This window comes from Streptomyces sp. NRRL S-340 (assembly GCF_000720185.1).
Lineage (GTDB): Bacteria > Actinomycetota > Actinomycetes > Streptomycetales > Streptomycetaceae > Streptomyces.
This window is the reverse complement of record NZ_JOIY01000052.1, coordinates 25,259-51,094: the sequence shown is the minus strand read 5'-3', so window position 1 is coordinate 51,094 and position 25,836 is coordinate 25,259. Positions and strand designations below refer to the sequence as shown.

The following is a 25,836-nucleotide window of genomic DNA, read 5'->3' as shown; positions in this document are numbered from 1 at the left end:
ACGCCATGCGCGCCCAGTTCGTCCTGTCGGAGATCGGTGTCGGTCTCCGCCGCAACCTGACGATGACGTTCGCCGTCATCGTCTCCGTGGCCCTGTCCCTGGCCCTGTTCGGCGGCTCGCTGCTGCTGAGCGACCAGGTGACCAAGATGAAGGGCTACTGGTACGACAAAGTCAACGTGTCGATCTTCCTCTGCAACAAGAGCAACGCCGAGTCCGACGCCAACTGCGCCAAGGGCGCGGTCACCGAGGACCAGAAGAAGGCGATCCTCGCCGACCTGCAGAAGATGCCGGTCGTGGAGAAGGTCACGTACGAGTCCCAGGACGAGGCGTACAAGCACTACAAGGAGCAGTTCGGACACTCCCCGCTGGCGGCCTCGATCACGCCGGACCAGATGCAGGAGTCGTACCGGATCAAGCTGAAGAACCCGGAGCAGTACCAGGTCATCGCCAGCGCCTTCAACGGCCGTGACGGCGTGCAGTCCGTGCAGGACCAGAAGAGCATCCTGGACAACCTCTTCACCCTGCTCGGCTACCTGAACTGGGCGGCCCGGGGCGTGATGGCGGTGATGCTCACGGTGGCGACGCTGCTGATCGTCAACACCGTGCGGGTCTCCGCGTTCAGCCGCCGCCGGGAGACCGGGATCATGCGGCTGGTCGGCGCCTCCGGCTTCTACATCCAGGCGCCGTTCATCATGGAGGCCGCCGTCTCCGGGCTGATCGGCGGCCTGCTGGCCTCCTCGTTCCTGGTGACCGTGCAGTACTTCGTGATCGACCACGGAGTGGCGCTGTCCTCCAAGCTCCAGCTGATCAACTTCGTGGGCTGGGACGCGGTCCTCACCAAGCTCCCGCTCATCCTCGCCGCGAGTTTCCTGATCCCCGCGCTCGCCGGGTTCCTCGCGCTGCGCAAGTACCTGAAGGTGTGACACACGCCTACGGGGCCGCACCGCCGAGCGCGCGTGCGGCCCCGTCGCGTTGTCCTAGACTCACCGCCATGTCAGGCCGTGACCCGTTCTGCCCGCCCCGCCGCAGCCGCTCCGGGGCAAGTCTGACGCTGGTGTTCGTGGGGGTCCTCGTCGCCGGGGCGGCGACCGGTTCGCTGCCGGGACACGAGCGCAAGTCCGCGGCGGCGGCAGGCCGTTCGGCCCCGTCCGGGTACGCGGCCGGGGCGTCGTCCGGGTCCTCTTCCGCCTCCGGCCCGCCGGCCGCCGCGGACGGCCAGGTGGCGCGGGCCGCCGCCGAGGCCATGGCCGCGGGCAAGTCCCCGGTGGAGGCCGCCGAGCACGCCGTCAGCCGCAGCGGCGACCGCTGGGGTGCCGTCTACTCCCCGGGCGACTTCGCGCAGTTCCAGGATTCCCTGGCCGGCCGGTACACCGGCGTGGGCCTGTGGGCGCGGCGCGAGCGGGACGGCCGGATCGACGTGATGAAGGTGCAGACCGGCTCGCCGGCCGCCGACGCGGGGATCCGGTCCGGTGACCGGCTGCGCAGTGTGGACGGCGAGAAGGTGGACGGGCTGCCCGTCACCGACGTCGTCTCCTTACTGCGCGGCGACGCCGAGGACGCGGCCGCCGGCACCCCCGTCACCCTGGGGCTCGAGCGCGGCACGCGCACCTGGACGCGCACGCTGCGGCGGGCCCGGCTGTCCACGGACCCCGTCACCGTGCGGCGGCTCGCCGACGGGACGACGGTCATCAGGATCAGCGCCTTCACCCGGGGCGCCGGCGACAAGGTCCGTACGGCCGTACGGACCGCGCGGCCCGGCTCCGGGATCATCCTGGACCTGCGCGGCAACTCCGGCGGTCTGGTCACCGAGGCGGTCACCACCGCCTCCGCCTTCCTCGACGGCGGCCTGGTCGCCACCTACGACGTCGACGGCGAGCAGCGCGCCCTGCACGCCGAGCCCGGCGGCGACACGTCCAGGCCGCTGGTCGCGCTCGTCGACGGCGGCACGATGAGCGCGGCCGAGATGCTCACCGGGGCGCTCCAGGACCGCGGCCGGGCCGTCGTCGTCGGCTCCCGGACCTTCGGCAAGGGCTCGGTGCAGATGCCGACGCGACTGCCCGACGGATCGGTCGCCGAGCTGACCGTCGGCCACTACCGCACCCCGGGCGGGCGCGGCGTGGACGGCCGCGGCATCACTCCCGACCTGGACGCGGGGGGCGACCCGGTGGGCCGGGCCCGTACGGTCCTGACCGGACTGGGCGACCCGTCCTGACCCGGCTGCCCCGCCGGCCGGTCCGGGGGAGCGGTGGGGAACCCTGGGGCCCCGGGAAATGGACTTTCCGTACACCCCCTGTGTGGTGCCAAAATGGGCGGCACTATGGCTAAGGAAAAAGGGCGCAAGCTGATCGCGCAGAACAAGAAGGCGCGGCACGACTACCACATCCTCGACACCTACGAGGCCGGTCTGGTCCTCACCGGCACCGAGGTGAAGTCGCTGCGCCAGGGGCGGGCCTCGCTGGTCGACGGCTTCGTGCAACTGGACGACCACGAGGCGTGGCTCCACAACGTGCACGTTCCGGAGTACAGCCAGGGCACGTGGACCAACCACAGCGCCCGGCGCAAGCGGAAGCTGCTGCTGCACCGCGAGGAGATCGAGAAGCTGGAGTCGAAGTCCCAGGAGACGGGCCACACCATCGTGCCCCTCGCCCTGTACTTCAAGGACGGCCGCGCCAAGATCGAGATCGCGCTGGCGAAGGGCAAGAAGGAGTACGACAAGCGGCAGACCCTGCGCGAGAAGCAGGACCGGCGCGAGGCGGAGCGGGCGATCTCGGCGGTGCGGCGCAAGCAGCGGGCGTAGCGGGCGCCCCGGCGGACGCGGGCGGGCCGGGGCCCGGGAATAAGCTGGCAAGGACCCGCGTTGGTCACGTACGATGGCATCGCACCGCACAGCCGGTGCAGGCCCCCTTCTCCGGAAGGGTCCCTCTTCGGAGGGTTTGAAAAATCAACATGGGGATGATCGGTTTCGACAGCGGCTGTCGAAGCAGGGGAAGCGTGTCGAGGAAGCGGCCATGATCTCGTAAACCACAGGCCGAAAAAAATAATCGCCAATACCAAGCGCGATTCCTCCCAGCAGGCCTTCGCCCTCGCTGCCTGATCTCAGGTAGCGACGGCGAGCCTCCTATAAGGGAGTGTCAGCCCGGGGCTGTTCCCGACCCGGATCCTGGCATCAGCTAGGGGACTAAACCTTGATCCCGGTCACGGGGTGAAGAGGGAAACCAAACAGTGACTGAGCCCGTCGGAGACTTGTCCGCGTGATCTCCGGGGCCGAGAAAATCGAAGCGGACTGCACACGGAGAAGCCCTGGTTCCGCACCGTTGGACGCGGGTTCGATTCCCGCCATCTCCACTCACCCGCACCCGCGGGGACCCCATGTGAGACAAGGCCCTGCCGCTTCCGAGCGGCGGGGCCTTCGTCGTGCGGGCGGCGGGGTCGGGCCGGGGAGGCGGTACGGTGAATGCCATGGCGCCCCGCATCCTTCGCACCCTTCCGGAGGACCGATGACGGCAGCAGCCTCGCACCCCACACCCGGCGTCCCGCCCATGCCGGACAGGAACCCGAAAGCCCTGCGGGCCGCCATCGCGCAGCACGCTCCGCAGCTGCTCCCTGGTTTCGACGCCCACTGGAAGCGGTACGTCGCGGACGCCTACGACGTCACCACCGTCCCCGCCTTCATGGCCCGCTGGTGGGGCGAGTACGCCATCGCCCGCGACCCGCACCTCGACGCTTACGTCACCGCTCTCGAACACCGGGCCGCGTACGAATGCGACGACGCCGCCGAGGCCGCAGCGCTCCTGGAGGAAGCCTCCAACATCCGGCACCTGGCGGCCCGGACGGAGCCCGGGCAGTGACGGACGCCGGGTTCATGGGGGCCGCCCTGGCAGATGGACTGGACGCTCAAGGCGCAGGCCGCACGTGACGCGCTTCCCGAGCACGTCCGCAAGGCGCTCGATGCGGCACGTGCCGAGTTGGTCACGGCGGCGGACCCGTATTTCCGTGACGTCGAGACCGATGCCGGTCTGACTGCGAGCATGAGTGTCGAGCCCGCCAGGTCCAGCGACCCGAAAGGGCCTCGTGTTCTGTATTTCGACAACGGGCACGGGTGGCTGAGGTACGTCTTCGTGCAGCGGACCGAGGACCCCCAGATCGTGGTGGAAGAGGTCTTCTGGCAGTAGAGCGGGGCACGCCCGGCTCACAGGGCCCCGGCGTCAGTTGCCGCGTCCAGCTCGAACCAGACCGTCTTGCCGATCCCGCCGGGCCGGGGTTCCGCTCCCCAGTCGTCCGCCAGTTCGGCCACCAAGGCCAGGCCCCGGCCGGACTCGTCCTCCCATGACGCCTCGCGGGGCACCGGCAGGCTCTCGTTCGCGTCGGTGACCGTCACACGCAGCCGGCCCGTGTCGTCCAGCACGCAGCGGGCCCAGATCTCGCGCCCCGGCGCCGTCCTCGCATGCCGGTACGCGTTCGTCATCAGCTCGCTCAGCAGCAGTACGGCCGTCTCCGTCACCTCCTGCGGAACCTTCCACGAAGCCATCTGCTCCCGCAGGTACGTCCGCGCCCGCCCCACGCTGCGGGCGTGGCGCGGCATGCGCCACTCGATGTCACGGGGCAGCGCGCCGGGCGAGCGGCGGGGCGTGGTGCTGGGGGAGGGCGTCGTCGGCATGGGCGTGGGGTTCCTCGCGTGGGGTACGTGTGGGCTCCGTCGTTCGGCGGCACCAGGCTGCGGGCCGCCGCGCCGTCCCGGGAGTGGCCGCGGCGGTACGCGGCGCGGCTGTACACGGACGGTGCGTGCACGGCGGCCCGCGATGAGATCATGAGAGCTCAGCAACTACACCGCTGTAGAGGAACGCACGCACATGTTCGAACAGCTCAAGAACCTGAAGAACCTCAAGGACAAGGTCGAGGACCTCGCCGAGACCCACGGCGACAAGATCTCCGCCGGTCTGGAGAAGGCCGGCGACTTCATCGACGACAAGACCGGCGGCAAGCACCACGACAAGATCGACTCCGCCGTCGACAAGGCCCAGGACTACATCGGGAAGCTGGCGGAGAAGGACGAGAAGGGTCCGGAGAAGGACTCCGGGAAGACGGACTGAGCCGTCGGCCGCGCGCCCTTGCGGGTGTAACCCGGCCGAACCGCGGAGACGCCCCGTGGCCGGTGGCTAGCCTCATGGTGGCGAGTCGGGTACACAGCGTGTACGTACGCGCTGTGTCGGCGGGAGGCGGGTGAGGGCGCGTGGCCGCGGGGGAGTCCCAGCAGGCGCAGCAGAACTGGCGGTACTGCGGCGGTCAGATCAAGCTGTGGCGCGAGGAGGCCCAGGTCAGCCGCCAGGCCCTGGCGGAGGAGGCCGGGTACGACTACGAGTACGTCAAGTCGATGGAGTGCGGGCGGCGCAGGCCGACGTTGCGGCTGTTGCAGATCGCGGACCAGTTGTGCGGGGCGCGGGGGAAGTTGAGCGCGGCGCACGAGTACCTGAAGCCGGAGCCGTTTCCGGAGCGTACACAGCAGTACGTGCTCGTGGAGGCCGAGGCGATCACCATGCAGTGGTACGAGCCGCTTCTGGTCCCAGGGCTGTTGCAGACGTCGGAGTACGCGCGTGCACTGATCAGCAGCAACTGCCCGCCTCTGGATGAGGAAACGGTGGAGGAGCGGGTTGCTGCGCGACTGAAACGGCAGGAGAAGCTGGTCAGCAGACCCCCGACGCACTTCAGCTTCGTCATCCACGAGGCCGCCCTGCACTCGGTTGTGGGCGACCGTGATGTCATGCGTCGGCAGTGCGACCACCTGCTGGAGGTCGGTCAGCGGGCTCACTTGTCCATCCAGGTACTTCCGTTCCTCAGCGCCCCGACTGCGGCGCTCAGCGGGCCGATGGTGCTCGCCGAAACCTGCGACCATGAGCGATTCGCCTTTGTGGACGGGCAGTCGACGGGTGCGCTCTACTCTGACGGGGACAAGCTCAGTGCACTCACTCAGCGCTATGGCATGATCCGCATGCAGGCGCTTAGTGTTGAGGAGTCTGCCCGGTTCATCAGGAAGGTGGCGGAGGAGCTGTGAGCGACGGCCTGTCATGGTTCAAGTCGAGCTACAGCGACTCGGAGGGTAGTGCCTGCCTCGAACTCGCCTACGCCTGGCGCAAGTCCAGCTACAGCGACTTCGAAGACGCCGCCTGCCTGGAAGTCGCCACCACCCCCCAGGCCCCCCTCACCATCCACATCCGCGACTCGAAGCTCGGGGCTCGAAGCCCCCGTTTCTCCGTGGCCGCCGATGCCTGGTCGGCCTTCCTCACGCTCGCTGCCTGCGACGAAGCCTGAGCCCCGGGCTCCGGGCCGCGAGACCCGAGCCGCTTCTTGAAGGAATGGGCGGTAGGCCTCAACCCACCCTCCCGCCCTCCCCGTCCCGGCCACGCTGACTTTTCGTGAGCGAGTTGCGACGCACGGTCGCGACCCTCTAGCGTTCGCAGCAACAAACGACCCCGGTCGGGTGTTACCAGCACCCGCCGGGGTCTCACCCCCAGATCGAATGAGAGTCGATCCGTGGCTGACGGAAACCTTAGCGCTGCCCTGCCCGCACGCGCAGCGCATCCCCTGGCCAAGCCTGGTTACGGCAAGCGGTCCGCCCCGGACCAGGCGCCGCCCCGCTCGGGCGACTTCGACCGGCTGCACGCCCGCGCGGCGTACCTCGCGAACCTGATCGACCGGCTCGACGAGAACGCGGCGATGGACGCGAAGACCCTCGCCAAGGCCCAACCGCTCTACGGCCAGCAGGCGGTGCGCTCGGCGCTCAACGAGCTGAGCGCGGCGGGGCACTTGCGGCGCGTACGGCGGCGGGTCGCCCCGGTCGACGGCGCGGCGACCGGCACGCGGTGGGTGTTCCTGACGTACTGGTCCCGTACCGCACGGGATGACGAGTGGTGGGCGCGGCTGGTGGAGGGTGACGTGCCGGGCGCGTCCGCATCCGCCTCCGCGCCCGAGAGCGGGGCCCGCACTCCGGCTGAGTCGCCGCCCTCCGCCCCGACCGCCGACGCGTACCCCTCCACCGCCCGCGACACCCTCGCCCGCCTCGGCCTGCACGACCCCCGCCTCGCCCTCTCCGCCGCCGACTGTGCGGCGCTGGAGGAGCCGGCGGCCGAATGGCTCAGGCGCGGGGTGAGTCCCGATCACCTCACGCGCGTCCTCGTCACCGGCCTGCCCGACCACGTCCACGCACCCGGGGCGTTCGTACGGCGCCGGCTCGTGGACAAGCTGCCGCCCGTCCCGGCCGGTCCGCAGGCACCCTCCGTGCCTCCCGCGCTCATGGAATGCACGGACTGCCGCGTCCCGGGCCGCCCGGAAGCCCTGCGGGGTGGCCTCTGCCGGGCCTGCCGGGACGGGAGCGGGACCGCGCCCCCGGTGTCGCGGGCCCCGGTCCGGGCACAGGCCCTCGCAGCGGTTCCCGCCCCGGGCCTCCTGCCACCGCATACCGTGCGGGCCCGGGCGGCCGACGCGCGCGCGGCCATCCGCCACAAGGAGCCTGAAACCTGCGGAAAGAACTTGCTCACCTGACCCGCGGGGACGGCCCTGGTGGTGGGCCTGGTGGCGGGCCTGACGGCCCCGCCGTACCACGGGCAGCGGGCGAGTCCCTGTGCGGACCCTTTACGCCCCCGTCCCGCCTGAGTAATCTCCCCGCAGAAACTTGCAGCGTCTTTCGCAAGATTCTGCGGTCGAGTGGCGTGTCTCGGCCTTCAGTTCAGCCACCCGCTCAACTGCTCCGCCGCTCGCGCAGCTCTCCCCGTGGCCGTACGGGAGCTTGGTGCTGCCCGGCGGACCCGTCCGAGGAGTCCTCGATGGAGAGAAACCGACCACCGCTGTTCAGACCCTTCCGGCGGAGGCCGCGGCGGACCGCAGGCGTCGCGCTGGCCTCCGTGGCCGCCCTGGCCGCGGGCCTGCTGGCCGCCGGGACGCCCGCCTCCGGTGCCACGGGCACCACCACCGCCACAACCGGCACCGGCACCGGCACCAGCACCAGCACCGCGACCGTCTTCTACTACACCAAGACCCGCGCCTGGTCCTCGTACTACCTGCACTGGGCGCCGGACGGCGGCAGCTGGACCACCGTGCCGGGCGTGCGGATGGAGGCCGCCTGCACGGACTGGGTGAAGCAGACCGTCGACCTGGGATCGGCTGCCGGGCTCAAGGCCACCTTCAACAACGGCACCGGCACCTGGGACAACAACGGCGGCAAGAACTACGACCTCGGCAGCGGCACCGTCACCGTCAAGGACGGTGTCATCGCGCACAGCGACCCGTGCGGCAGCGACAACGGGAGCGGAGGCGGTGACGGCAGCGCGCAGAGCGCCACCGTCTTCTACGCCACCACCGGCACCGGCTGGTCCACCGTCAACCTGCACTGGGCACCGAACGGCGGCGCCTGGACCACGGTCCCCGGCGTCACCATGGACGCGGCCTGCACCGGCTGGGTGAAGAAGACCGTCGGCCTGGGCACGGCGACGGGCTGGCAGGCCACCTTCAACAACGGCAACGGCACCTGGGACAACAACAACGGCGCCAACTACGCGCTGTCCGGCGGTCTCAGCACCGTCAAGGCGGGCAAGGTCACCAAGGACGCGAAGGACCCCTGCGCGGCCACCGTCCCCGACACCACCGCGCCGACCGTGCCCGCCTCCGTGAAGGCCTCCGCGACCGGCACCTCCGTCGTGCTCACCTGGGAGCCGTCCACCGACGACACCGCCGTCACCGGGTACCAGATCACCCGCACGGGCGGGAGCAGGGGCACGGCGGTGGTCAGCACCGGATCCACCGTCTACTCCGACACCGGACTCGAAGCGGACACCACGTACACGTACACGGTCCAGGCGGTCGACGCGGCGGGCAACACCTCCGCCGCCTCCGCGCCGGCGAACGCGAAGACCGGCCAGGCACCGCCCCCGGCCCAGCAGGGCACCATGCTCGGCGGTGACCCGCGCAAGGACCCGATCTACTTCGTCCTCACCGCCCGCTTCTACGACGGGGACAGCAGCAACGACCGCGGCGGCAACCAGGACGTCGCCTCCGGCAACGCGGCCAACCACGACCCCATGTTCCGCGGCGACTTCAAGGGCCTGGTCGAGAAACTCGACTACATCAAGGCCCTCGGCTTCTCGGCGGTCTGGATCACCCCCGTGGTCCTCAACCGGTCCGACTACGACTACCACGGTTACCACGGCTGGGACTTCTACAAGGTGGACCCGCGCCTGGAGTCGGCGGGCGCCTCCTACCAGGACCTCATCAACGCCGCCCACGCCAAGGGCATGAAGATCTACCAGGACGTCGTCTACAACCACAGCTCCCGCTGGGGCGCCAAGGGCCTGTTCGTGCCGACCGTGTACGGCGTGCGCGACTCCCAGTGGTCCTGGTACTACGACGAGAAGCAGCCGGGCTTCGAGTACGACGGGCTGACCGTCGAGCCCAAGTCGGGCAAGTCGTACTACAACGGCGACCTGTGGTCGACCGCGGAACCCTCCGGCAACACCTGCCTGAACTGGGGCAGGCCCACCGGCCAGAAGAGCCCCGAGGGCTACACGCTCTACAACTGCCAGTGGCCCAGCCCCACCAGCGGCATGTTCCCCTCGAAGTACTACCACCAGTGCTGGATCGGCAACTGGGAGGGCGAGGACTCCCGCTCCTGCTGGCTCGCCGACGACCTCGCCGACTTCAACACCGAGAACCCCGAGGTGCAGAACTACCTCATCGGCGCCTACGACAAGTACATCGACATGGGCGTCGACGGCTTCCGCGTCGACACCGCCGTCCACATCCCCCGCATCACCTGGAACCGCCGCTTCCTGCCCGCCGTCCAGCAGCGCGTCGCCCAGGACTGGGGGCCGGACAAGGCACAGGACTTCTTCGTCTTCGGCGAGGTCGGCGCGTTCGTCAACGACAAGTGGAACCGCGGCTCGGTCAACCACTCCGCGCAGTTCTACACCTGGAAGGAACGCAAGGAGTACACCGCCGACGACACCCAGGCCGCCCTCGACCAGTACAACTACGAGGAGCAGCTGGGCACCGGGCAGCAGCCCACCTCGACCAACGCCTTCCTGGACGGCAACAGCTACCACACGCCCGACCACTCGAAGTTCTCCGGCATGAACATCATCGACATGCGCATGCACATGAACTTCGGTGACGCGCACAACGCCTTCAGCAACGGCAAGGACTCCGACGACTCCACCAACGACGCCACCTACAACGTCGTCTACGTCGACAGCCACGACTACGGACCCAACAAGTCGAGCGTGCGCTACGACGGAGGGCAGGACGCCTGGGCCGAGAACATGGCCCTGATGTGGACCTTCCGCGGCATCCCGACCCTCTACTACGGCTCGGAGATCCAGTTCCAGGCCGGCAAGACCATCGACTGCGGCCCGCGCTGCCCGCTGGCCACCACCGGCCGCGCGTACTACGGCGACCACCTCGAAGGCACCGTCACCGCCTCCCGGTTCTCCCAGGCCGACAGCGCGAGCGGGGCCGTCGCCACCACCCTGGCCCAGCCCCTGGCCAAGCACCTCCAGCGGCTGAACCAGATCCGGCGCGCCGTGCCCGCCCTCCAGATGGGCCAGTACTCCACCGAGGGCGTCTCGGGCGGCGGCATGAACTTCAAGCGCCGCTACACCGACGCGGCCACCGGCGTGGACAGTTTCGCACTGGTCGCCGTCACCGACGGTGCCACCTACACCGGCATCCCGAACGGCACGTACAAGGACGCCGTCACCGGGGACGTCCGGCAGGTCACCGCCGGCACCCTGACCGTCGCCGCCCCGGGCAAGGGCGACCTGCGGGTCTACGTGCTCGACCTGGGCGGCAGGAACGCGGCGCCCGGCAAGGTCGGCACCGACGGGCCGTACCTGAAGTAGGAGCGACTGAAGGCACCTGAGAGCCGGAACGGGTCTGAAGGGGGCCCGAAGGAGGCTGAAGGGCACCGCCCCTGCCGGAAAGACCGGACGGAGACACGGCGACCGAAACCGGATGGTTTCCGGCCAACGGTGAATCGGTCAATTCCGTTCACCATTGATCTTTCACGGTGGGGGCGTCCCCCGCGGGCATACGTTCATGACCGCCGAGCACGGTGTGACAAGGGGGGCGCTCGGGCAGGTGGGGGCCTGTTCCGGCGACGCGGGCTCGGGGTCGTAGGCGCGCCCGGAACACTCCCGTGGGGGAAAGAACGTGCGCGTGGAAAAGGGGCTGGATCAAGCCCGACCCGTATGGCCCGAAGCCGCGTCGACGGCTGGATCGGCGCCTGCCGCCGAACGCGGTGCGCCGGATGCGCGAAGCGCTGAGGGGGACGACGGCACCCAGAGATTCCCGGAGACCGGTGCCGTGCCCGCGCTGCGGGTCGCGGACCCGTGGCAGGAGCCTTGGCCCTGCGTCCCCGTCCCGGACGAGCTGTCCGTCCGGCTCGACCGCACCGGACGCACAGGAAGTGCCGGGGAGGAGCCGGACGGCCGCAGCGGGGAGCGGGGGCCCGGCGGCTGTGACGGGCCGGTCTTCGTCGACGCGTCCGGCCGCCGCAGCCGCCGGTTCCGCCGGATCGGGATGGCGGCCGGGCTGAGCTGCGCGGTCTACGCCGCCGTCATCGTCGTCACCCTCGCGTCCGGCAACTCGACCGCACCCTGGCTGCCCGTGCCGGGCCAGGCGGACGACCGGCCCGCGAGCAGGGTCGGCACCTCGGCGGAGCCGTCGGACCCGGCCGGTGCGCCCGGCGCCGCCACGGGTGCCGGAGTGGGGGCGGGCGTCGCCGTACCGGGTGCGCCGGGCGCGTCCGGGCTGCCGGGGGTGCCGGGCGTGTCCGCACCGGCCGCCGGCGGCGCAGGGCCGGCGCCGGGCGCCGCCGGCGCCGCGGCCGGTCCGTCCGCCGGGCCGCACCGGCCGGGAGCCTCGCCCCCGCGGTCGGCCACCTCGGGAACCGCCGGGACCCGGCCGCCGGGTCCGGGCACGGGCGGCGGCCCGGTCACCGAGCCGAGCCCGCCACCGGTCACCACCTCGACCGAACCGGCGGCACCGGGCACCGGAGGCGGCGGCTCGCCCGGCCCCGACCCGTCGGCCTCGGCGGGGGGAGCGGGCGGAGCCGGCGGTGGGGGCGGAAGCGGCGGCGGGAGCGGGACAGGCAGCGGTGCCAGTGGCGCCAGCGGTTCCGGCGCGCCGGGAACGGTCGCGGACGGTCCCGGCACCCCGGTGCCGGTGACGTCGGCGCCCGGCCCCACCGGAGCCCCCGGACCCACCACCGCCCCCGGCCCGACCTCGGCCCCGGGCCCCGCCACCGGCACGCCCGCGGCCCCCGCCTCCCCGGAGCACCTCGCCTGATGGCCACCCACATCCACCGCAGGCGCCCCCCGGAGCCCGCCGACCCGCACCCCCCGGCCGACAGCGGCCCGCACCACCCGCCCGACGGCGGCCCGCACCACCCGCCCGACGGCGGCCCGCACCACCCGCCCGACGGCGGCCCGGCCCGTACGACGGACGGTGGCCCGCGTCGTACGGCCGACAGCGACCCGGCCCGTACGACGGACGGCGGCCCGGCCCGCGCGGTCGGCAGTGGCTCCGACCACACGACGGACGGCCCGGTCCGTACGACGGACAGAGGCCGCCCCCGCCAGACGACGGACGGCCCGGCCCGCACGCCCGACGGCGGCACCGGCCGCGGCACCGGCACCCACCGCGCCACGGATATCCACCGCGACCCCGTCTCCGACCCCGTCCCCGGCCGCCCCGCCGACTCCGGCCGCCCCGCCGACTCCGGCCGCCCCGCCGGCGTCGGTGTCCCGCACCGCCGGTCCGCCGTCCGCTCCGCCGCCCGTCCCCCGCTCCCTGGACCGCCCCGCCCTGAGCGTGATCAAGGGCAGGCTGCGCAGGCTGCTGCCCCCGCTGTGGGCGTTCGGCGCGGTGCTGCTCCCGCTGATGCTGCTGGGCGGCTGGAACCCGCTGAAGGACCCCGACCTCGGCGGCACCCTCGGGCCGGCCAGGCTGCTCGACTACGTCGTCCCGCTCGGCGCCCCGCCCTACCCCGCGCACCTGGGCTCCGGCTCGGGCCTGCTGGAGGCGGCCTGGCCGCAGGACGCGGCGGGCCCGCTGTGGTACCTGCGCGCCTACCTGTGGTTCGTCGTGGCCTCCCCGCTGCTGCTGCGCGCGTTCCGCCGGGCGCCCTGGCCGACCCTGCTCGCCCCTCTCGCCCTCACCGCGGTGCTCGCCACGGGCCTGCCGCGGATCCCCGGTGAGACGGGGGAGGCGGTGACGGACTTCGCGGTGTACGGCGGCTGCTGGATCCTGGGCATCGCCCACCACGAGGGCTTCCTGGCGAGGGTCCCGCGCTACCTGGCCGTCTCCGCCGCCGCCCTGCTGATGGCGCTGGGCCTGTGGTGGGCCGCCGGTCACCAGGGTCCCGACGGCTGGGACCTGAACGACATCCCGCTCGCCCAGGCGGCCTGGTCCTTCGGCGCCGTCGTGATCCTCCTCCAGTACGCCCCGGCCTGGCGGGAGTTCCCGGCCCGGCTGTGCCGCTGGCGCAAGCTCATCACCCTCGCCAACAACCGGGCCGTCACCGTCTACCTCTGGCACAACCTGCTCATCACCGCCACGGTCCCGCTCCTCGACCAGGCCTACGACCTGCCGTTCCTGCAGAGCGAGGGCGCCGCGTCGCTGCTCGACCGGACGTACGGCCTGTGGATGTCCGTGCTGGTGTGGCCGCTGATCGCCGCGGTGGTCCTCGCCTTCGGCTGGATCGAGGACCTGGCGGCACGGCGCGGGCCACGGCTCTGGCCGACGGGGACGGAGCACCGCCGCCCGGCCGAGCCCGCCCTCTCACCGCCGCACCCCGCGGCGTGAGACCGACGTTCCCTGGAGGTCACCCACCGCCACAGTGCCGAAACGCCGTCTTCCTACCTTCGGGAGCCAGGCACTCGGCACACGTGGAGGCGGGATGGCGGGCAGGCGTTGGATCGAGGAGTGGGACCCCGAGGACCGGGCCTTCTGGGAGGCGAGGGGCAGGCGGACCGCCCACCGGAACCTGTTCTTCTCCGTGCTCAGCGAACACATCGGGTTCTCGGTGTGGACCCTGTGGTCCGTGCTCGTGCTGTTCATGGGGCCCGAGTACGGGCTGACGGCGGCCGACAAGTTCCTGCTCACCTCCGTGGTGACCCTGGTGGGCGCCGTGGCACGGGTGCCCTACACCTTCGCGGTGGCGCTCTTCGGCGGCCGGAACTGGACGATCGTCTCCGCGAGCCTGCTGCTGGTGCCGACGGTGGCCGCCTTCGTGGTCATGCACCCCGGCACCTCCTTCGCCGGCTTCCTGTGGGTCGGGCTCCTCGCCGGGATCGGCGGCGGCAACTTCGCCTCCTCCATGACCAACATCAACGCCTTCTTCCCGATGCACAGGAAGGGGTGGGCGCTCGGGCTCAACGCCGGGGGCGGCAACATCGGCGTGCCCGTCATCCAGCTCGCCGCCCTCGCCGTCATCGGGGCGGGCGGCGGACCGCGCCTGCTGCTCGGGATCTACATCCCGCTGATCGTCGTCGCCGCCGTCCTGGCCGCGCTGTTCATGGACAACCTGGCCTCCGTGCGCAACGACACCGGCGCCGCCGTGGACGCAGCCAAGGACGCCCACACCTGGATCATGTCCTTCCTGTACGTGGGGACCTTCGGATCGTTCATCGGCTACAGCTTCGCCTTCGGACAGGTGCTGACCAGTCAGTTCGGCCGCACCCCGCTCCAGGCCGCCTACCTCACCTTCATCGGGCCGCTGCTCGGCTCCCTGATCCGGCCCGTCGGCGGCAGGCTCGCCGACCGGTTCGGCGGGGCGCGCATCACCCTGTGGAACTTCGTCGCCATGGCCGCCGCCACCGGCGCCCTCGTCGCCGCCGGGCTGCACAGGTCGCTGCCGCTGTTCGTGGCCGTCTTCGTCGTCCTGTTCGTGCTCAGCGGGCTCGGCAACGGGTCGACGTACAAGATGATCCCCGGGATCTTCCGGGCCAAGGCCCTCGCCCGGGGACTCGCCGGGGAGGAGGCGGCGGCGTACGCGCGGCGGCTGTCGGGCGCCTCCATGGGGCTCATCGGGGCCGTGGGCGCCCTCGGCGGGGTCGGCATCAACCTCGCCTTCCGCCAGTCCTTCCTCTCCTACGGCTCCGGCACCGGCGCGTTCGTCGCCTTCCTGGCCTTCTACGCCGTGGCCTTCGCGGTCACCTGGGCCGTATACCTGCGCCGGCCGGACGGCGACCGGGCCCCGGCGGCCGCCGACACCACCGGGACGCAGCCGCGGCTCGGCTACGCCGAGGTGTGAGGCCGCCCGGCCGGAGGCGCGACGTCGTCCCGCCGGAGGCGCGGCGCCGGCCGGACGGGCCGGGACGTAACACTGGTGACATGCCGGTGAACCGAGCCCGTCACGCGCGGTTGACAGGCTCTTGCGGCAGGACGGTACGGAACAGCGGGACGAGTCGAGCGCGGGACGATGAACCATGGGCGAGGTCGAAGAACAGCAGCGAACCGGAGACGGGCAGGCCGGGCCCCTGGCCGGGTTCACCGTGGGGGTGACGGCGGCCCGCCGCGCCGACGAACTGGGCGCCCTGCTCCAGCGGCGCGGCGCCTCGGTCGTGCACGCGCCCGCGCTGCGCATCGTCCCGCTCGCCGACGACGGTGAACTCCTCGCCGCCACCAAGGAGATCATCGGGCAGGCGCCCGACGTCGTGGTCGCCACCACCGCGATCGGTTTCCGCGGGTGGGTGGAGGCGGCCGACGGCTGGGGGCTGGGCGAGGCACTGCTCGGCCGGCTGCGGGAGGTCGAACTGCTGGCCCGCGGGCCCAAGGTCAAGGGCGCGATCCGGGCCGCCGGGCTCACCGAGGAGTGGTCGCCGTCCTCGGAGTCCCTGGCCGAGGTGCTCGACCGGCTGCTGGAACAGGGCGTGGACGGGCGCCGGGTCGCCGTCCAGTTGCACGGGGAACCGCTGCCAGGGTTCGTGGAGGCGCTGCGGGCCGGCGGGGCGCAGGTCGTACCGGTGCCGGTGTACCGGTGGCTGCCGCCGGAGGACCCCGGGCCGCTGGACCGGCTGCTGGACGCCGCCGTCTCCGGCGGCCTCGACGCACTCACCTTCACCAGCGCCCCGGCGGCCGCGTCCCTGCTGTCCCGGGCGCAGGAGCGGGGGCTGCTGGGCGCGCTGCTGGCCGCGCTCGCGCATGACGTGCTGCCCGCGTGCGTCGGCCCGGTGACCGCCGTGCCGTTGCAGGCGCACGGCGTGGAGACCGTGCAGCCGGAGCGGTTCCGGCTGGGGCCGCTGGTGCAGGTGCTGTGCCAGGAACTGCCGGGACGCGCGAGGACGTTGCCCGTCGCCGGGCACCGGGTGCAGATCCGCGGGCACGCGGTGCTGGTGGACGGCGACCTGAAGCCCGTACCGCCCGCCGGGATGGCGCTGCTGCGGGCGCTCGCGCGGCGCCCCGGCTGGGTGGTCTCCCGCGCCGACCTGCTCCGTGCCCTGCCCGGCGCGGGCCGCGACGAGCACGCGGTGGAGACCGCCATGGCCCGTCTGCGCACGGCGCTCGGCCTGCCCAAGCTGATCCAGACGGTGGTCAAGCGCGGCTACCGGCTGGCACTGGATCCGGCGTCGGACGCGAAGTACGCGGACGGGTAGTGGCGGCAGCGGCGGCGCACCGGCCGGGCAGCCCGGGGCCGCCGTCACCGGACGCCCGCGCACGTCCGTCGCCGTCCGGGCGCGCGCGTCGCCGTCCGCGCAAGGCCGGGCGCGGGGGGACGCGGGGGACGCGGGGCGGCCGTGCGCGGGGGAACGCGTGGCGGTCGGGGGGCTTCCGGCCGTGGGGGCGGGCGGGCACTGTGGGAGGGAAAGGTTCCCCAGCCCTGACGAGCACCCCGCCGCCCGCTCCCCGCGACCGGCCCCGGGTGTCGCCCCCTAGGCGGTGACAGGCACATGGCACTGGGTACGGCCACGCGGACAGCCACGGAGACGGCCACGCGGACGGTCACGGACGCGCTCCCGCAGGAACTGCGCTTCGACGCCGGGCGGATCTGTCTGGACCTCCTCTCCACCACCCACCCCGAGGAACGGCTCGGCTCCCTCCCGCCGCTGCGCGCGTGGATCATGGGCGCGGGCCTGGTCCCGCCGGGCACCGCCCTCGGCCACGCCGACCTGGTCTGGCTCGCGGAATTCCGCGAACTGCGCTCCTGCATCGCGCAGTTGGTCCGCGGGCACCTCGACGGACCCCCGTGGCCCGAACCCCGCGCCCGCGACCTCGCGCTCGCCCTGGCCCGGGTCAACGAGGCCGCCCGCGCCGCCCCGCCCGCCCCGCGCGCCGTTCGCGGTGCGGACGGCACCCTGCTGCGCGCCCTGGCCGCGCCGCCCGGGCGCGCCGCCGTGCTCGCGGCCGTCGCCCGGGACGCCCTGGACCTGCTCACCGACCCCGTCGCCCGGGCCGCCCTGCGCCGCTGCGCGGGCGACAACTGCCCGATCGTCTACCTGGACACCTCCCGGGGACGCAGGCGGCGCTGGTGCTCCAGCGAGGTCTGCGGCAACCGCGAACGGGTGGCCCGCCACCGCCGCCGCGCGGCCCTCGCCCGCACCTGAGCACACCTCCCGCCCGGACGGAGAAGCCCTGGGTCTGAACGCCGCGCCCCCCGCGTCCGTACTCGTGCACGAACGACCGACCGGGGGATCCCCCGGACACCGGAGGTGGGCGTGCGCGAGGATGCGGCCGTGGCCGACGAGCGTGGACCGAGGGCCCGGCCTCGCCTGCCCCCGCGGCCCCCGGGACCCGACGAGGAACTGGTGCGCGCGCTGTACCGCGAGCACGCCGGCCCCCTGCTCGCCTACGTGCTGCGCCTGGTGGCCGGAGACCGGCAGCGCGCCGAGGACGTGGTGCAGGAGACGCTCATCCGTGCCTGGAAGAACGCCGGCCGGCTCGACCGGGCGGCCGGTTCGGTACGCCCCTGGCTGGTGACGGTCGCCCGGCGCATCGTCATCGACAACCACCGCAGCCGGCAGGCCCGGCCGCAGGAGGTCGATCCGTCACCGCTGGAGGCCGTCCCCGCGGAGGACGAGATCGACAAGGCGCTGTGGCTGATGACGCTGTCGGACGCGCTCGACGACCTGACCCCGGCCCACCGGGAGGTACTCGTCGAGACGTACTTCAAAGGGCGTACCGTCAACGAGGCGGCCGAGACGCTCGGCATACCCAGCGGCACCGTGCGCTCCCGGGTCTTCTACGCCCTTCGGTCGATGAAGCTGGCTCTGGAGGAGCGGGGGGTGACGGCGTGATGAGCGGGTCCGGGGGAGATCAGGCATCCGGCACGGGTGGTCCGGGTGCGCCGGGCCCCGTGCAGGGACCACCGGCGCCGGACGAGCACGAGACCGTCGGCGCCTACGCCCTCGGCGTCCTGGACGACGCGGAGGCCACCGCGTTCGAGGCGCACCTGACGGCCTGCGAGCGGTGCGCGCGCCGGCTCGACGAACTGGCCGGAATGGAACCCGTGCTGGCGGCCCTCGCCGGCACGCCCCGTTCCGGTACGGGCGCGATCGGTGAGTCGCTCCCGGCCCGCCCGGGACCGGGGCCGGCGGACCGGCTCGTCGGCGAGGTGGCCCGCCGGCGCGCCCGCACGCGCCGGCGGAACCTCTTCCTGGCGGCGGCAGCGGCGGTGCTCGTCGTCGGCGGCGCGCTGACGGTCCACGCGGTGGGCGGTGCGGACGGCGGCGGCAGCGCGGCGGTGGCCGTCAGCACCGCGCAGGCGGCCTTCCGGTCGATGCCGGACAAGGTGACGGCGACGGATCCGGCCACACACGTCACGGCGACGGTCGCCCTGGAGAAGAAGGACTGGGGCACGAACGCCGTGCTCCGGCTGCGGAACGTGACAGGACCGGAGCGCTGTTCGCTCGTCGCCGTCGGCAGGAACGGCGAGCGCCAGACGGTCACCTCCTGGTCCGTCCCGGACCGGGGGTACGGCGCGCCGGGCGCCAGGACGGAGGAGGCCGGAAAGCCCCTCTACGTCAGCGGCGGCGCGGCCTTCCGGCCGGACCAGATCGACCACTTCGAGGTCATGACCTTCGACGGGCACGAGCTGGTCCGGGTGGAGGCGTAGCGCCGCTCAGGGCGCAGGCGGGGCCCGGTCCCGGCCCGGCGCGGGGATACGGCCGGGTCCGGCTTCCGCCGACGGGTTGCCTTCGCGTACGGTTGACGGCTGCCCAGCACGTCAGAAGGGGGCCCGGTGGCCGCTCAGGCTCAACAGGATTCCGCGGTCGGATCGGTTCACGAGGCCACGCGCGACGCCGCGCGCGCCGCGGAGGCCGACTCGGTCCGTGACCGGGAGATCAGCAGGGAGCAGGAACACCTGGACCGGGTGTACCGGCGCCTCGAGGTGAAGATCCACGAGGCCGAGTTCCTGATGCGGGACGCGGCCCAGCGCGGCCAGGTCGGCACGCCCGGTGCGCTGGCCGAGCGCGACGCGCAGGTGTTCCGGGCGGGCATCCACCTCAACCGGCTGAACAACGAGTTCGAGGACTTCCTCTTCGGCCGGATCGACCTGCTGCTCGGCAAGGACGGCAAGAAGGGCCCCGACGGGGCCTACACCGCCGTCGAACCGGCCGAGGGCGCGGTGCGCGAGGACAACACCGCCGACATCGCCGAGACCCTGCACATCGGCCGCATCGGGGTCCTCGACGAGGAGTACGCCCCGCTGGTCATCGACTGGCGGGCGCCCGCCGCCGCCCCGTTCTACCGCTCCACCCCCGTCGACCCCGGCCGGGTGGTGCGCCGCCGGGTGATCCGCTCCAAGGGGCGGCGGGTGCTCGGCGTCGAGGACGACCTGATGCGCCCCGAACTGAGGGCCTACCTGGACGGTGAGGAGCTGCCCGCGATCGGCGACGGCGCGCTGATGGCGGCGCTCGGCCGGGCCCGCAGCCACAGCATGCGGGACATCGTCTCCTCCATCCAGGCCGAGCAGGACCTCGTCATCCGCGCCCCCGCCGCCTCGGTGGCCTACGTGGAGGGCGGCCCCGGCACGGGCAAGACGGCGGTGGCGCTGCACCGCGCGGCCTACCTGCTCTACCAGGACCGCCGCCGGTACGCGGGCGGCATCCTCATCGTCTCGCCGACGCCGCTGCTCGTGGCGTACACCGAGGGCGTGCTGCCCTCCCTCGGCGAGGAGGGCCAGGTCGCCATCCGGGCGATCGGCTCGCTCGTCGACGGCGTCGAGGCCACGCTGTACGACAGCCCGGCCGTGGCCCGCGCCAAGGGCTCGTACCGGATGCTGAAGGTGCTGCGGAAGGCCGCCCGGGGCGCACTGGAACTCGGCCCCGGCGCCCGGCGGGGCACAGGCGCCCCCGCCGGGCAGCTCGCCCTCGGTGACGACACGGACGCGGAGCAGGAGACGCCGGCCCCCGCGGGGCCGCCGGCCCGGCTGCGGGTGGTCGCCTTCGGCCGCCGCCTCGAACTGGAGGCCGCGGAACTGGACCGCATCCGGCGCGCCGCCCTCGGCGGCACCGCACCGGTCAACCTGCTGCGCCCGCGCGCCCGCAAACTGCTCCTGGACGCCCTGTGGGAGCAGTCGGGGGCCGCCACCCGGCACACCGACCCCGAGCTGGCCGCCGAGCTGCGCTCGTCCTTCGACGACGACGTGACGGGCGAGGACTCCTTCGGCGCGTTCCTCGACGCCTGGTGGCCCGAGCTGACCCCGCGCGCCGTGCTGGCCGCCATGGCCGACGAACGGCGCCTGGGGCGCTGGGCCCGCCGGGTCCTCAACCCCGGAGAGGTGCGCAAGGTCGCCCGTTCGCTGCGCCGGGACGGCTACTCCGTGCACGACGTCGCGATGCTCGACGAGCTCCAGGCGCTGCTCGGCACCCCGGCCCGGCCCCGAAAGAAGCGTGAGCTGGACCCGCTGGACCAGCTCACCGGGCTGGAGGAGCTGATGCCGGTGCGCGAGGAGACGCAGCGCGAGCGCGCCGAGCGGCTGGCCGAGGAGCGCACCGAGTACGCCCACGTCATCGTCGACGAGGCGCAGGACCTCACGCCGCTCCAGTGGCGCATGGTGGGCCGCCGCGGCCGGCACGCCACCTGGACGGTCGTGGGCGACCCGGCCCAGTCCTCGTGGTCGGACCCGGACGAGGCGGCCGAGGCCCGTGACGAGGCGCTGGGCACCCGCCCGCGCCGCCGTTTCGAGCTGACGGTGAACTACCGCAACCCGGCCGAGATCGCCGAGCTGGCCGCGAAGGTGCTGGCCCTGGCCATGCCGGGGTCCCGTTCGCCCTCCGCGGTCCGCTCCACCGGCGTCCAGCCGCGCTTCGCGGTCGTGGGGGAGTCCCTGGGCGCCACGGTGCGGGCCGAGGCCGAACGGCTGCTGGAGCGGGTGGACGGCACGGTCGGCGTGGTCGTCGCGATGAACCGGCGCGAGGAGGCCCGCCGCTGGCTGTCCGGGCTCGGCGACCGGGTGGTGGCGCTGGGCAGCCTGGAGGCGAAGGGCCTGGAGTACGACGCGACCCTCGTCGCCTCGCCCGCGGAGATCGCCGACGAGTCCCCGGCCGGTCTGCGGGTGCTCTACGTGGCCCTGACCCGGGCGACCCAGCAGCTCACGGTGGTCTCCGGGGAGCGCGACGAGCCGGACGAGGCGGGGGTGCCGGACCTGCTGCGGGACTGACGGCCCGAGGAGGCGGAAAAGGATCCGCGCAGGGGGAATGGCCTTACCGGATCCGTTTGTTAGCCTTGGTGTGGCACCGGCCCGATCCAAGCCCCCGGGCCCAACCTTCGTCGCTACGAGCGACCACTTGCCGCGAGGCGAGCATGGCGGGTCGGTGTCACAAGCCTCCGAGAGGCCCACGTCACGAGGAATGTGACGTGGGCCTCTTTTGTTGCGCGGGCACCTTCCGCGTCACCCGTATCTCTCGTATGGTGGAAGTCACTTTCCGAAAACGCATCTGCGGGTGGAGCGCTCCCGGTGAACACAAAGTCCGCAATCCGGGGCGGCTACCACGTACTCAGGGGTAGGTGCGACGATCGGACGGCACAACTTCGCGACACGGTGAAAGCAGAGGAAGTCGGCCATGGCAACGGCGCCCAGCGTCTCCTACTCGATGACCATCCGGCTGGAGGTGCCCGCGAGCGGAACCGCCGTCTCGCAGCTCACCACCGCTGTGGAGTCCTCCGGAGGCTCGGTGACCGGCCTCGACGTCACCGCGTCCGGCCACGAGAAGCTCCGGATCGACGTCACCATCGCGGCCACCTCGACCGCGCACGCCGACGAGATCGTCGAGAAGCTGCGCGGCATCGAGGGCGTCACGCTCGGCAAGGTCTCCGACCGTACGTTCCTGATGCACCTCGGCGGCAAGATCGAGATGGCGTCCAAGCACCCCATCCGCAACCGTGACGACCTCTCCATGGTCTACACGCCGGGTGTGGCCCGCGTCTGCATGGCGATCGCCGAGAACCCCGAGGACGCCCGCCGCCTGACCATCAAGCGCAACTCCGTTGCGGTCGTGACGGACGGCTCCGCGGTGCTGGGCCTGGGCAACATCGGCCCCAAGGCCGCGCTGCCCGTCATGGAGGGCAAGGCGGCCCTCTTCAAGCGCTTCGCCGGCATCGACGCCTGGCCGATCTGCCTGGACACCCAGGACACCGACGCCATCGTCGAGATCGTCAAGGCGATCGCCCCCGGGTTCGCCGGCATCAACCTGGAGGACATCTCCGCCCCCCGCTGCTTCGAGATCGAGGCCCGGCTGCGCGAGGCGCTGGACATCCCCGTCTTCCACGACGACCAGCACGGCACCGCCATCGTCGTGCTCGCCGCCCTCACCAACGCCCTGCGCGTGGTGGACAAGCCCATCGAGAACGTCCGGGTCGTGATGTCCGGCGCCGGCGCGGCCGGCACCGCCATCCTCAAGCTGCTGCTCGCCGCCGGCGTGAAGAACGCGGTGGTCGCCGACATCCACGGCGTGGTGCACACCGGCCGCGAGGACCTGGTCGACGCCGCCCCGGAGTCGGCGCTGCGCTGGATCGCCGACAACACCAACCCCGAGAACCTCACCGGCACCCTGAAGGAGGCCGTGCGCGGCGCGGACGTCTTCATCGGCGTCTCGGCGCCCAACGTGCTCGACGGCGACGACGTGGCCGCCATGGCGGACGGCGCGATCGTGTTCGCGCTCGCGAACCCCGACCCCGAGGTCGACCCGGCCATCGCCCGTCAGACGGCGGCGGTCGTGGCCACCGGCCGCTCCGACTTCCCGAACCAGATCAACAACGTGCTGGTCTTCCCGGGCGTCTTCCGCGGCCTGCTGGACGCGCAGTCGCGCACCGTCAACACCGAGATGATGCTGGCCGCCGCGCAGGCCCTGGCCGACGTGGTGACCGAGGGCGAGCTGAACCCGAACTACATCATCCCCTCCGTCTTCAACGACAAGGTCGCCGGTGCCGTCGCCGGCGCGGTCCGCGAAGCCGCCAGGGCGGCCGGCGCGAGCGCCGTGACCAGCAGCACCAGCGGCATCTGAGAAACGGGACGAACCAGTCGGAAAGGGTGCCGGGCGGTACCCCCGGGCGTGATGATCGCCACGACGCGCCGGGCCCCGGCGCGTCGCGGCGGGCACTGTCACTGCCGCGCCCTATCGTGGCTGGTCACGGTCTGTCGTCTGCGGCTCTGTCCAGACGCGGACCCCGGGGCGCAGGCCCTCTTTTCGTGTGACTCCCAAGGGTGTTCTCACGACTCCTACGGGTGCCGGATTGGCTTTCCCGCCGCAGGTGGGGGCAGGATGCCTCCCTGGGCGCGAGGGTCTGACGAGGGACCCGGGTCCGGGGACCCACGAGGACCCTGGCAGCATCGGCTTGGCTGGCCCAACATGCGGCTTCGCCGCGTGGCACGCCTCAACGGCAAGAAGAACACGGGAGTAACAACATGAACCGCAGTGAGCTGGTGGCCGCGCTGGCCGACCGCGCCGAGGTGACCCGCAAGGACGCCGACGCCGTGCTGGCCGCGTTCGCCGACGTCGTCGGCGACATCGTCTCCAAGGGGGACGAGAAGGTCACCATCCCTGGTTTCCTCAACTTCGAGCGCACCCACCGTGCCGCTCGCACCGCTCGCAACCCGCAGACCGGCGAGCCGATCCAGATCCCGGCCGGCTACAGCGTGAAGGTCTCGGCGGGCAGCAAGCTCAAGGAAGCCGCCAAGGGCAAGTGACCTTGCCGCCGTACGCCACGGGACGGCGTACGGGGCCCGGCAGGGCCGAGAACGCCTATGGGGCGGCCCCCTCCGCGGGGGGCCGCCCCATCGCCGTACAGGCCCTCGGACGGCCGGCCGCCGGGCCGCCGCCCCGGGCGCCCGCCCGGCCGGCCGCGAGGCCGGGGCGGCCGGGAGCGCTCAGCCGGGCCGCCGGCCGGGGCCGGGCGGCCCGGGTTGACCGGCCGGGCCCCTCACCGGGGCCGGCGCGGCCCGCGGCGTTCAGCCGAGCGCCTGGCCGGGCAGTTCGACCTTCGCGCCCAGCTCGACCAGCTTCTCCATGAAGTTCTCGTAGCCGCGGTTGATCAGGTCGATGCCGTGGACGCGGGAGGTGCCCTGGGCCGCCAGCGCGGCGATCAGGTAGGAGAAACCGCCGCGCAGGTCCGGGATGACCAGGTCGGCGCCCTGGAGCCGGGTCGGGCCCGACACCACCGCGGAGTGCAGGAAGTTGCGCTGGCCGAAGCGGCAGTCGGAGCCGCCCAGGCACTCGCGGTAGAGCTGGATGTGCGCGCCCATCTGGTTCAGCGCGGACGTGAAGCCGAGCCGGGACTCGTAGACCGTCTCGTGGATGATCGACAGGCCGGTCGCCTGGGTCAGCGCGACCACCAGCGGCTGCTGCCAGTCGGTCTGGAAACCGGGGTGCACGTCCGTCTCCAGCGCGATGGACTTCAACTGCCCGCCGGGGTGCCAGAAACGGATGCCCTCGTCGTCGATCTGGAACGCCCCGCCCACCTTCCGGTAGGTGTTCAGGAACGTCATCATCGACCGCTGCTGGGCGCCGCGGACGTAGATGTCGCCCTCGGTGGCCAGCGCCGCCGAGGCCCAGGACGCCGCCTCCAGGCGGTCGGCCAGAGCGCGGTGGGTGTAGCCGCCGAGCTTGTCCACACCGGTGATGCGGATCGTGCGGTCGGTGTCCATCGCGATGATCGCGCCCATCTTCTGCAGCACGCAGATGAGGTCCTCGATCTCCGGCTCCACGGCCGCGTTGGACAGCTCGGTGACGCCCTCGGCGAGCACCGCCGTCAGCAGCACCTGCTCGGTCGCGCCGACGGACGGGTAGGGCAGCCGGATCTTCGTGCCGCGCAGCCGCTGCGGCGCCTCCAGGTACTGGCCGTCCGCCCGCTTCTCGATCGTCGCGCCGAACTGCCGCAGCACGTCGAAGTGGAAGTCGATGGGCCGGCCGCCGATGTCACAGCCGCCGAGGCCGGGGATGAAGGCGTGGCCGAGCCGGTGCAGCAGCGGGCCGCAGAACAGGATCGGGATGCGGCTGGAACCCGCGTGGGCATCGATGTCAGCCACGTTGGCGCTCTCCACCCGGGTCGGGTCGAGCACCAGCTCACCCGGCTCCTCACCCGGGCGGACCGTCACCCCGTGCAGTTGCAGCAGGCCGCGTACGACCCGCACGTCACGGATGTCCGGCACATTGCGCAGCCGGCTCGGTTCGCTGCCCAGCAGAGCGGCGACCATGGCCTTCGGTACGAGGTTCTTCGCACCCCGGACACGGATCTCACCCTCCAGCGGGGTTCCGCCGTGGACAAGCAGTACGTCATCAGTGCCGTTGACGGTCATGTATCTCGCGTTCCGATGAGGTGGGCAGGGGAGCGGCCGGTCACTTCGGGCCGGGG

At 72.5% G+C, this 25,836-nt stretch carries 22 protein-coding genes and 1 other RNA gene; 21 read left to right on the top strand and 2 right to left on the bottom strand.

Annotated elements, in window-relative coordinates; translation table 11 throughout:
• Positions 1-5 precede the first annotated feature (5 nt).
• The 6 genes from ftsX to IG64_RS31880 all read left to right on the top strand — a co-directional run bounded on the left by ftsX (position 6) and on the right by IG64_RS31880 (position 4,172).
• Entirely contained in the window at positions 6-923 is a 918-nt protein-coding gene (gene ftsX, locus IG64_RS31900; protein WP_037862573.1) for a permease-like cell division protein FtsX, read from the top strand.
• Positions 924-991: 68 nt separating this feature from the next.
• The gene (locus IG64_RS31895) at positions 992-2,212 is read left to right on the top strand and encodes a S41 family peptidase (protein ID WP_078884343.1); all 1,221 of its coding nucleotides are present in this window, start codon (positions 992-994) and stop codon (positions 2,210-2,212) included.
• Positions 2,213-2,317: 105 nt separating this feature from the next.
• Positions 2,318-2,797: an SsrA-binding protein SmpB gene (smpB, locus tag IG64_RS31890; protein WP_037862568.1), complete on the top strand. Its 480-nt coding sequence runs from the start codon at positions 2,318-2,320 to the stop codon at positions 2,795-2,797.
• 151 nt (positions 2,798-2,948) lie between these two features.
• Positions 2,949-3,348, top strand: a transfer-messenger RNA (tmRNA) gene (ssrA, locus tag IG64_RS38005).
• A 149-nt stretch (positions 3,349-3,497) separates the two neighbouring features.
• On the top strand, positions 3,498-3,848 hold the full coding sequence (locus IG64_RS31885) for a hypothetical protein (RefSeq protein WP_037862566.1): 351 nt from the start codon (positions 3,498-3,500) through the stop codon (positions 3,846-3,848).
• A gap of 33 nt (positions 3,849-3,881) precedes the next feature.
• Complete coding sequence (locus tag IG64_RS31880; protein WP_037862564.1) at positions 3,882-4,172, top strand: hypothetical protein; 291 nt, start codon at positions 3,882-3,884, stop codon at positions 4,170-4,172.
• A gap of 17 nt (positions 4,173-4,189) precedes the next feature.
• On the opposite strand, the gene IG64_RS31875 is transcribed toward IG64_RS31880, so the two are convergent.
• Entirely contained in the window at positions 4,190-4,657 is a 468-nt protein-coding gene (locus IG64_RS31875) for an ATP-binding protein (RefSeq protein WP_234438678.1), read from the bottom strand.
• A 193-nt stretch (positions 4,658-4,850) separates the two neighbouring features.
• Between IG64_RS31875 and IG64_RS31870 the strand changes: the two genes are divergently transcribed.
• The 15 genes from IG64_RS31870 (at position 4,851) to IG64_RS31800 (ending at position 24,172) form a co-directional block, all read left to right on the top strand.
• The gene (locus IG64_RS31870) at positions 4,851-5,090 is read left to right on the top strand and encodes an antitoxin (protein ID WP_037862562.1); all 240 of its coding nucleotides are present in this window, start codon (positions 4,851-4,853) and stop codon (positions 5,088-5,090) included.
• A gap of 140 nt (positions 5,091-5,230) precedes the next feature.
• Positions 5,231-6,049, top strand: coding sequence for a helix-turn-helix domain-containing protein (locus IG64_RS31865; protein WP_037862560.1), 819 nt, complete (start codon positions 5,231-5,233; stop codon positions 6,047-6,049).
• Positions 6,046-6,306: a DUF397 domain-containing protein gene (locus IG64_RS31860; RefSeq protein WP_037862557.1), complete on the top strand. Its 261-nt coding sequence runs from the start codon at positions 6,046-6,048 to the stop codon at positions 6,304-6,306. Before IG64_RS31865 ends, IG64_RS31860 begins: the two co-directional genes overlap by 4 nt.
• 222 nt (positions 6,307-6,528) lie before the next feature.
• Positions 6,529-7,536 carry a hypothetical protein gene (locus IG64_RS31855; protein WP_063758857.1) on the top strand — a complete coding sequence of 336 codons (1,008 nt, stop codon included), beginning with the start codon at positions 6,529-6,531 and terminating at the stop codon, positions 7,534-7,536.
• Between the two features lie 281 nt (positions 7,537-7,817).
• Entirely contained in the window at positions 7,818-10,883 is a 3,066-nt protein-coding gene (locus tag IG64_RS31850) for a carbohydrate binding domain-containing protein (RefSeq protein WP_051813557.1), read from the top strand.
• A gap of 463 nt (positions 10,884-11,346) precedes the next feature.
• Positions 11,347-12,330: a hypothetical protein gene (locus IG64_RS41315; protein ID WP_051813556.1), complete on the top strand. Its 984-nt coding sequence runs from the start codon at positions 11,347-11,349 to the stop codon at positions 12,328-12,330.
• Positions 12,331-12,693: 363 nt separating this feature from the next.
• Positions 12,694-13,848 (top strand): acyltransferase family protein, encoded by a 1,155-nt coding sequence (locus tag IG64_RS31840; RefSeq protein ID WP_051813564.1) that lies wholly within the window; start codon positions 12,694-12,696, stop codon positions 13,846-13,848.
• Between the two features lie 94 nt (positions 13,849-13,942).
• Positions 13,943-15,298, top strand: coding sequence for a nitrate/nitrite transporter (locus tag IG64_RS31835; protein ID WP_037862554.1), 1,356 nt, complete (start codon positions 13,943-13,945; stop codon positions 15,296-15,298).
• A 175-nt stretch (positions 15,299-15,473) separates the two neighbouring features.
• Positions 15,474-16,640, top strand: a complete 1,167-nt coding sequence (locus IG64_RS31830) for a uroporphyrinogen-III synthase (protein WP_037862551.1) — start codon at positions 15,474-15,476, stop codon at positions 16,638-16,640.
• Between the two features lie 294 nt (positions 16,641-16,934).
• The gene (locus IG64_RS31825) at positions 16,935-17,588 is read left to right on the top strand and encodes a CGNR zinc finger domain-containing protein (RefSeq protein WP_078884340.1); all 654 of its coding nucleotides are present in this window, start codon (positions 16,935-16,937) and stop codon (positions 17,586-17,588) included.
• A 105-nt stretch (positions 17,589-17,693) separates the two neighbouring features.
• Positions 17,694-18,278, top strand: coding sequence for a sigma-70 family RNA polymerase sigma factor (locus IG64_RS31820; protein ID WP_078884339.1), 585 nt, complete (start codon positions 17,694-17,696; stop codon positions 18,276-18,278).
• Positions 18,278-19,096 carry a zf-HC2 domain-containing protein gene (locus tag IG64_RS31815; RefSeq protein WP_107474418.1) on the top strand — a complete coding sequence of 273 codons (819 nt, stop codon included), beginning with the start codon at positions 18,278-18,280 and terminating at the stop codon, positions 19,094-19,096. Before IG64_RS31820 ends, IG64_RS31815 begins: the two co-directional genes overlap by 1 nt.
• 126 nt (positions 19,097-19,222) lie before the next feature.
• The gene (locus IG64_RS31810) at positions 19,223-21,646 is read left to right on the top strand and encodes a HelD family protein (protein WP_037862542.1); all 2,424 of its coding nucleotides are present in this window, start codon (positions 19,223-19,225) and stop codon (positions 21,644-21,646) included.
• A 403-nt stretch (positions 21,647-22,049) separates the two neighbouring features.
• Positions 22,050-23,489: an NAD-dependent malic enzyme gene (locus IG64_RS31805; protein ID WP_037862539.1), complete on the top strand. Its 1,440-nt coding sequence runs from the start codon at positions 22,050-22,052 to the stop codon at positions 23,487-23,489.
• Positions 23,490-23,890: 401 nt separating this feature from the next.
• A complete protein-coding gene (locus IG64_RS31800; RefSeq protein ID WP_037862537.1) occupies positions 23,891-24,172 on the top strand; it encodes an HU family DNA-binding protein in 282 nt (93 codons plus the stop codon).
• 261 nt (positions 24,173-24,433) lie between these two features.
• Here the strand turns inward: IG64_RS31800 and murA are convergent, their stop codons facing one another.
• Positions 24,434-25,780, bottom strand: coding sequence for a UDP-N-acetylglucosamine 1-carboxyvinyltransferase (gene murA, locus IG64_RS31795; RefSeq protein WP_037862532.1), 1,347 nt, complete (start codon positions 25,778-25,780; stop codon positions 24,434-24,436).
• Positions 25,781-25,836: the final 56 nt, after the last annotated feature.

Excerpts from the sequence above, each read along its gene's own strand:
- IG64_RS31870 (WP_037862562.1), top strand. The coding sequence starts at position 4,851 with ATGTTCGAACAGCTCAAGAACCTGAAGAACCTCAAGGACAAGGTCGAG.
- ftsX (WP_037862573.1), top strand. The coding sequence starts at position 6 with ATGCGCGCCCAGTTCGTCCTGTCGGAGATCGGTGTCGGTCTCCGCCGC.
- IG64_RS31835 (WP_037862554.1), top strand. The coding sequence starts at position 13,943 with ATGGCGGGCAGGCGTTGGATCGAGGAGTGGGACCCCGAGGACCGGGCC.
- IG64_RS31875 (WP_234438678.1), bottom strand. The coding sequence starts at position 4,657 with ATGCCGACGACGCCCTCCCCCAGCACCACGCCCCGCCGCTCGCCCGGC.
- IG64_RS31825 (WP_078884340.1), top strand. The coding sequence starts at position 16,935 with ATGGCACTGGGTACGGCCACGCGGACAGCCACGGAGACGGCCACGCGG.
- IG64_RS31895 (WP_078884343.1), top strand. The coding sequence starts at position 992 with ATGTCAGGCCGTGACCCGTTCTGCCCGCCCCGCCGCAGCCGCTCCGGG.
- IG64_RS31815 (WP_107474418.1), top strand. The coding sequence starts at position 18,278 with ATGAGCGGGTCCGGGGGAGATCAGGCATCCGGCACGGGTGGTCCGGGT.
- IG64_RS31805 (WP_037862539.1), top strand. The coding sequence starts at position 22,050 with ATGGCAACGGCGCCCAGCGTCTCCTACTCGATGACCATCCGGCTGGAG.
- IG64_RS31800 (WP_037862537.1), top strand. The coding sequence starts at position 23,891 with ATGAACCGCAGTGAGCTGGTGGCCGCGCTGGCCGACCGCGCCGAGGTG.
- IG64_RS31885 (WP_037862566.1), top strand. The coding sequence starts at position 3,498 with ATGACGGCAGCAGCCTCGCACCCCACACCCGGCGTCCCGCCCATGCCG.
- IG64_RS31830 (WP_037862551.1), top strand. The coding sequence starts at position 15,474 with ATGGGCGAGGTCGAAGAACAGCAGCGAACCGGAGACGGGCAGGCCGGG.
- murA (WP_037862532.1), bottom strand. The coding sequence starts at position 25,780 with ATGACCGTCAACGGCACTGATGACGTACTGCTTGTCCACGGCGGAACC.
- IG64_RS31880 (WP_037862564.1), top strand. The coding sequence starts at position 3,882 with ATGGACTGGACGCTCAAGGCGCAGGCCGCACGTGACGCGCTTCCCGAG.
- IG64_RS31850 (WP_051813557.1), top strand. The coding sequence starts at position 7,818 with ATGGAGAGAAACCGACCACCGCTGTTCAGACCCTTCCGGCGGAGGCCG.
- smpB (WP_037862568.1), top strand. The coding sequence starts at position 2,318 with ATGGCTAAGGAAAAAGGGCGCAAGCTGATCGCGCAGAACAAGAAGGCG.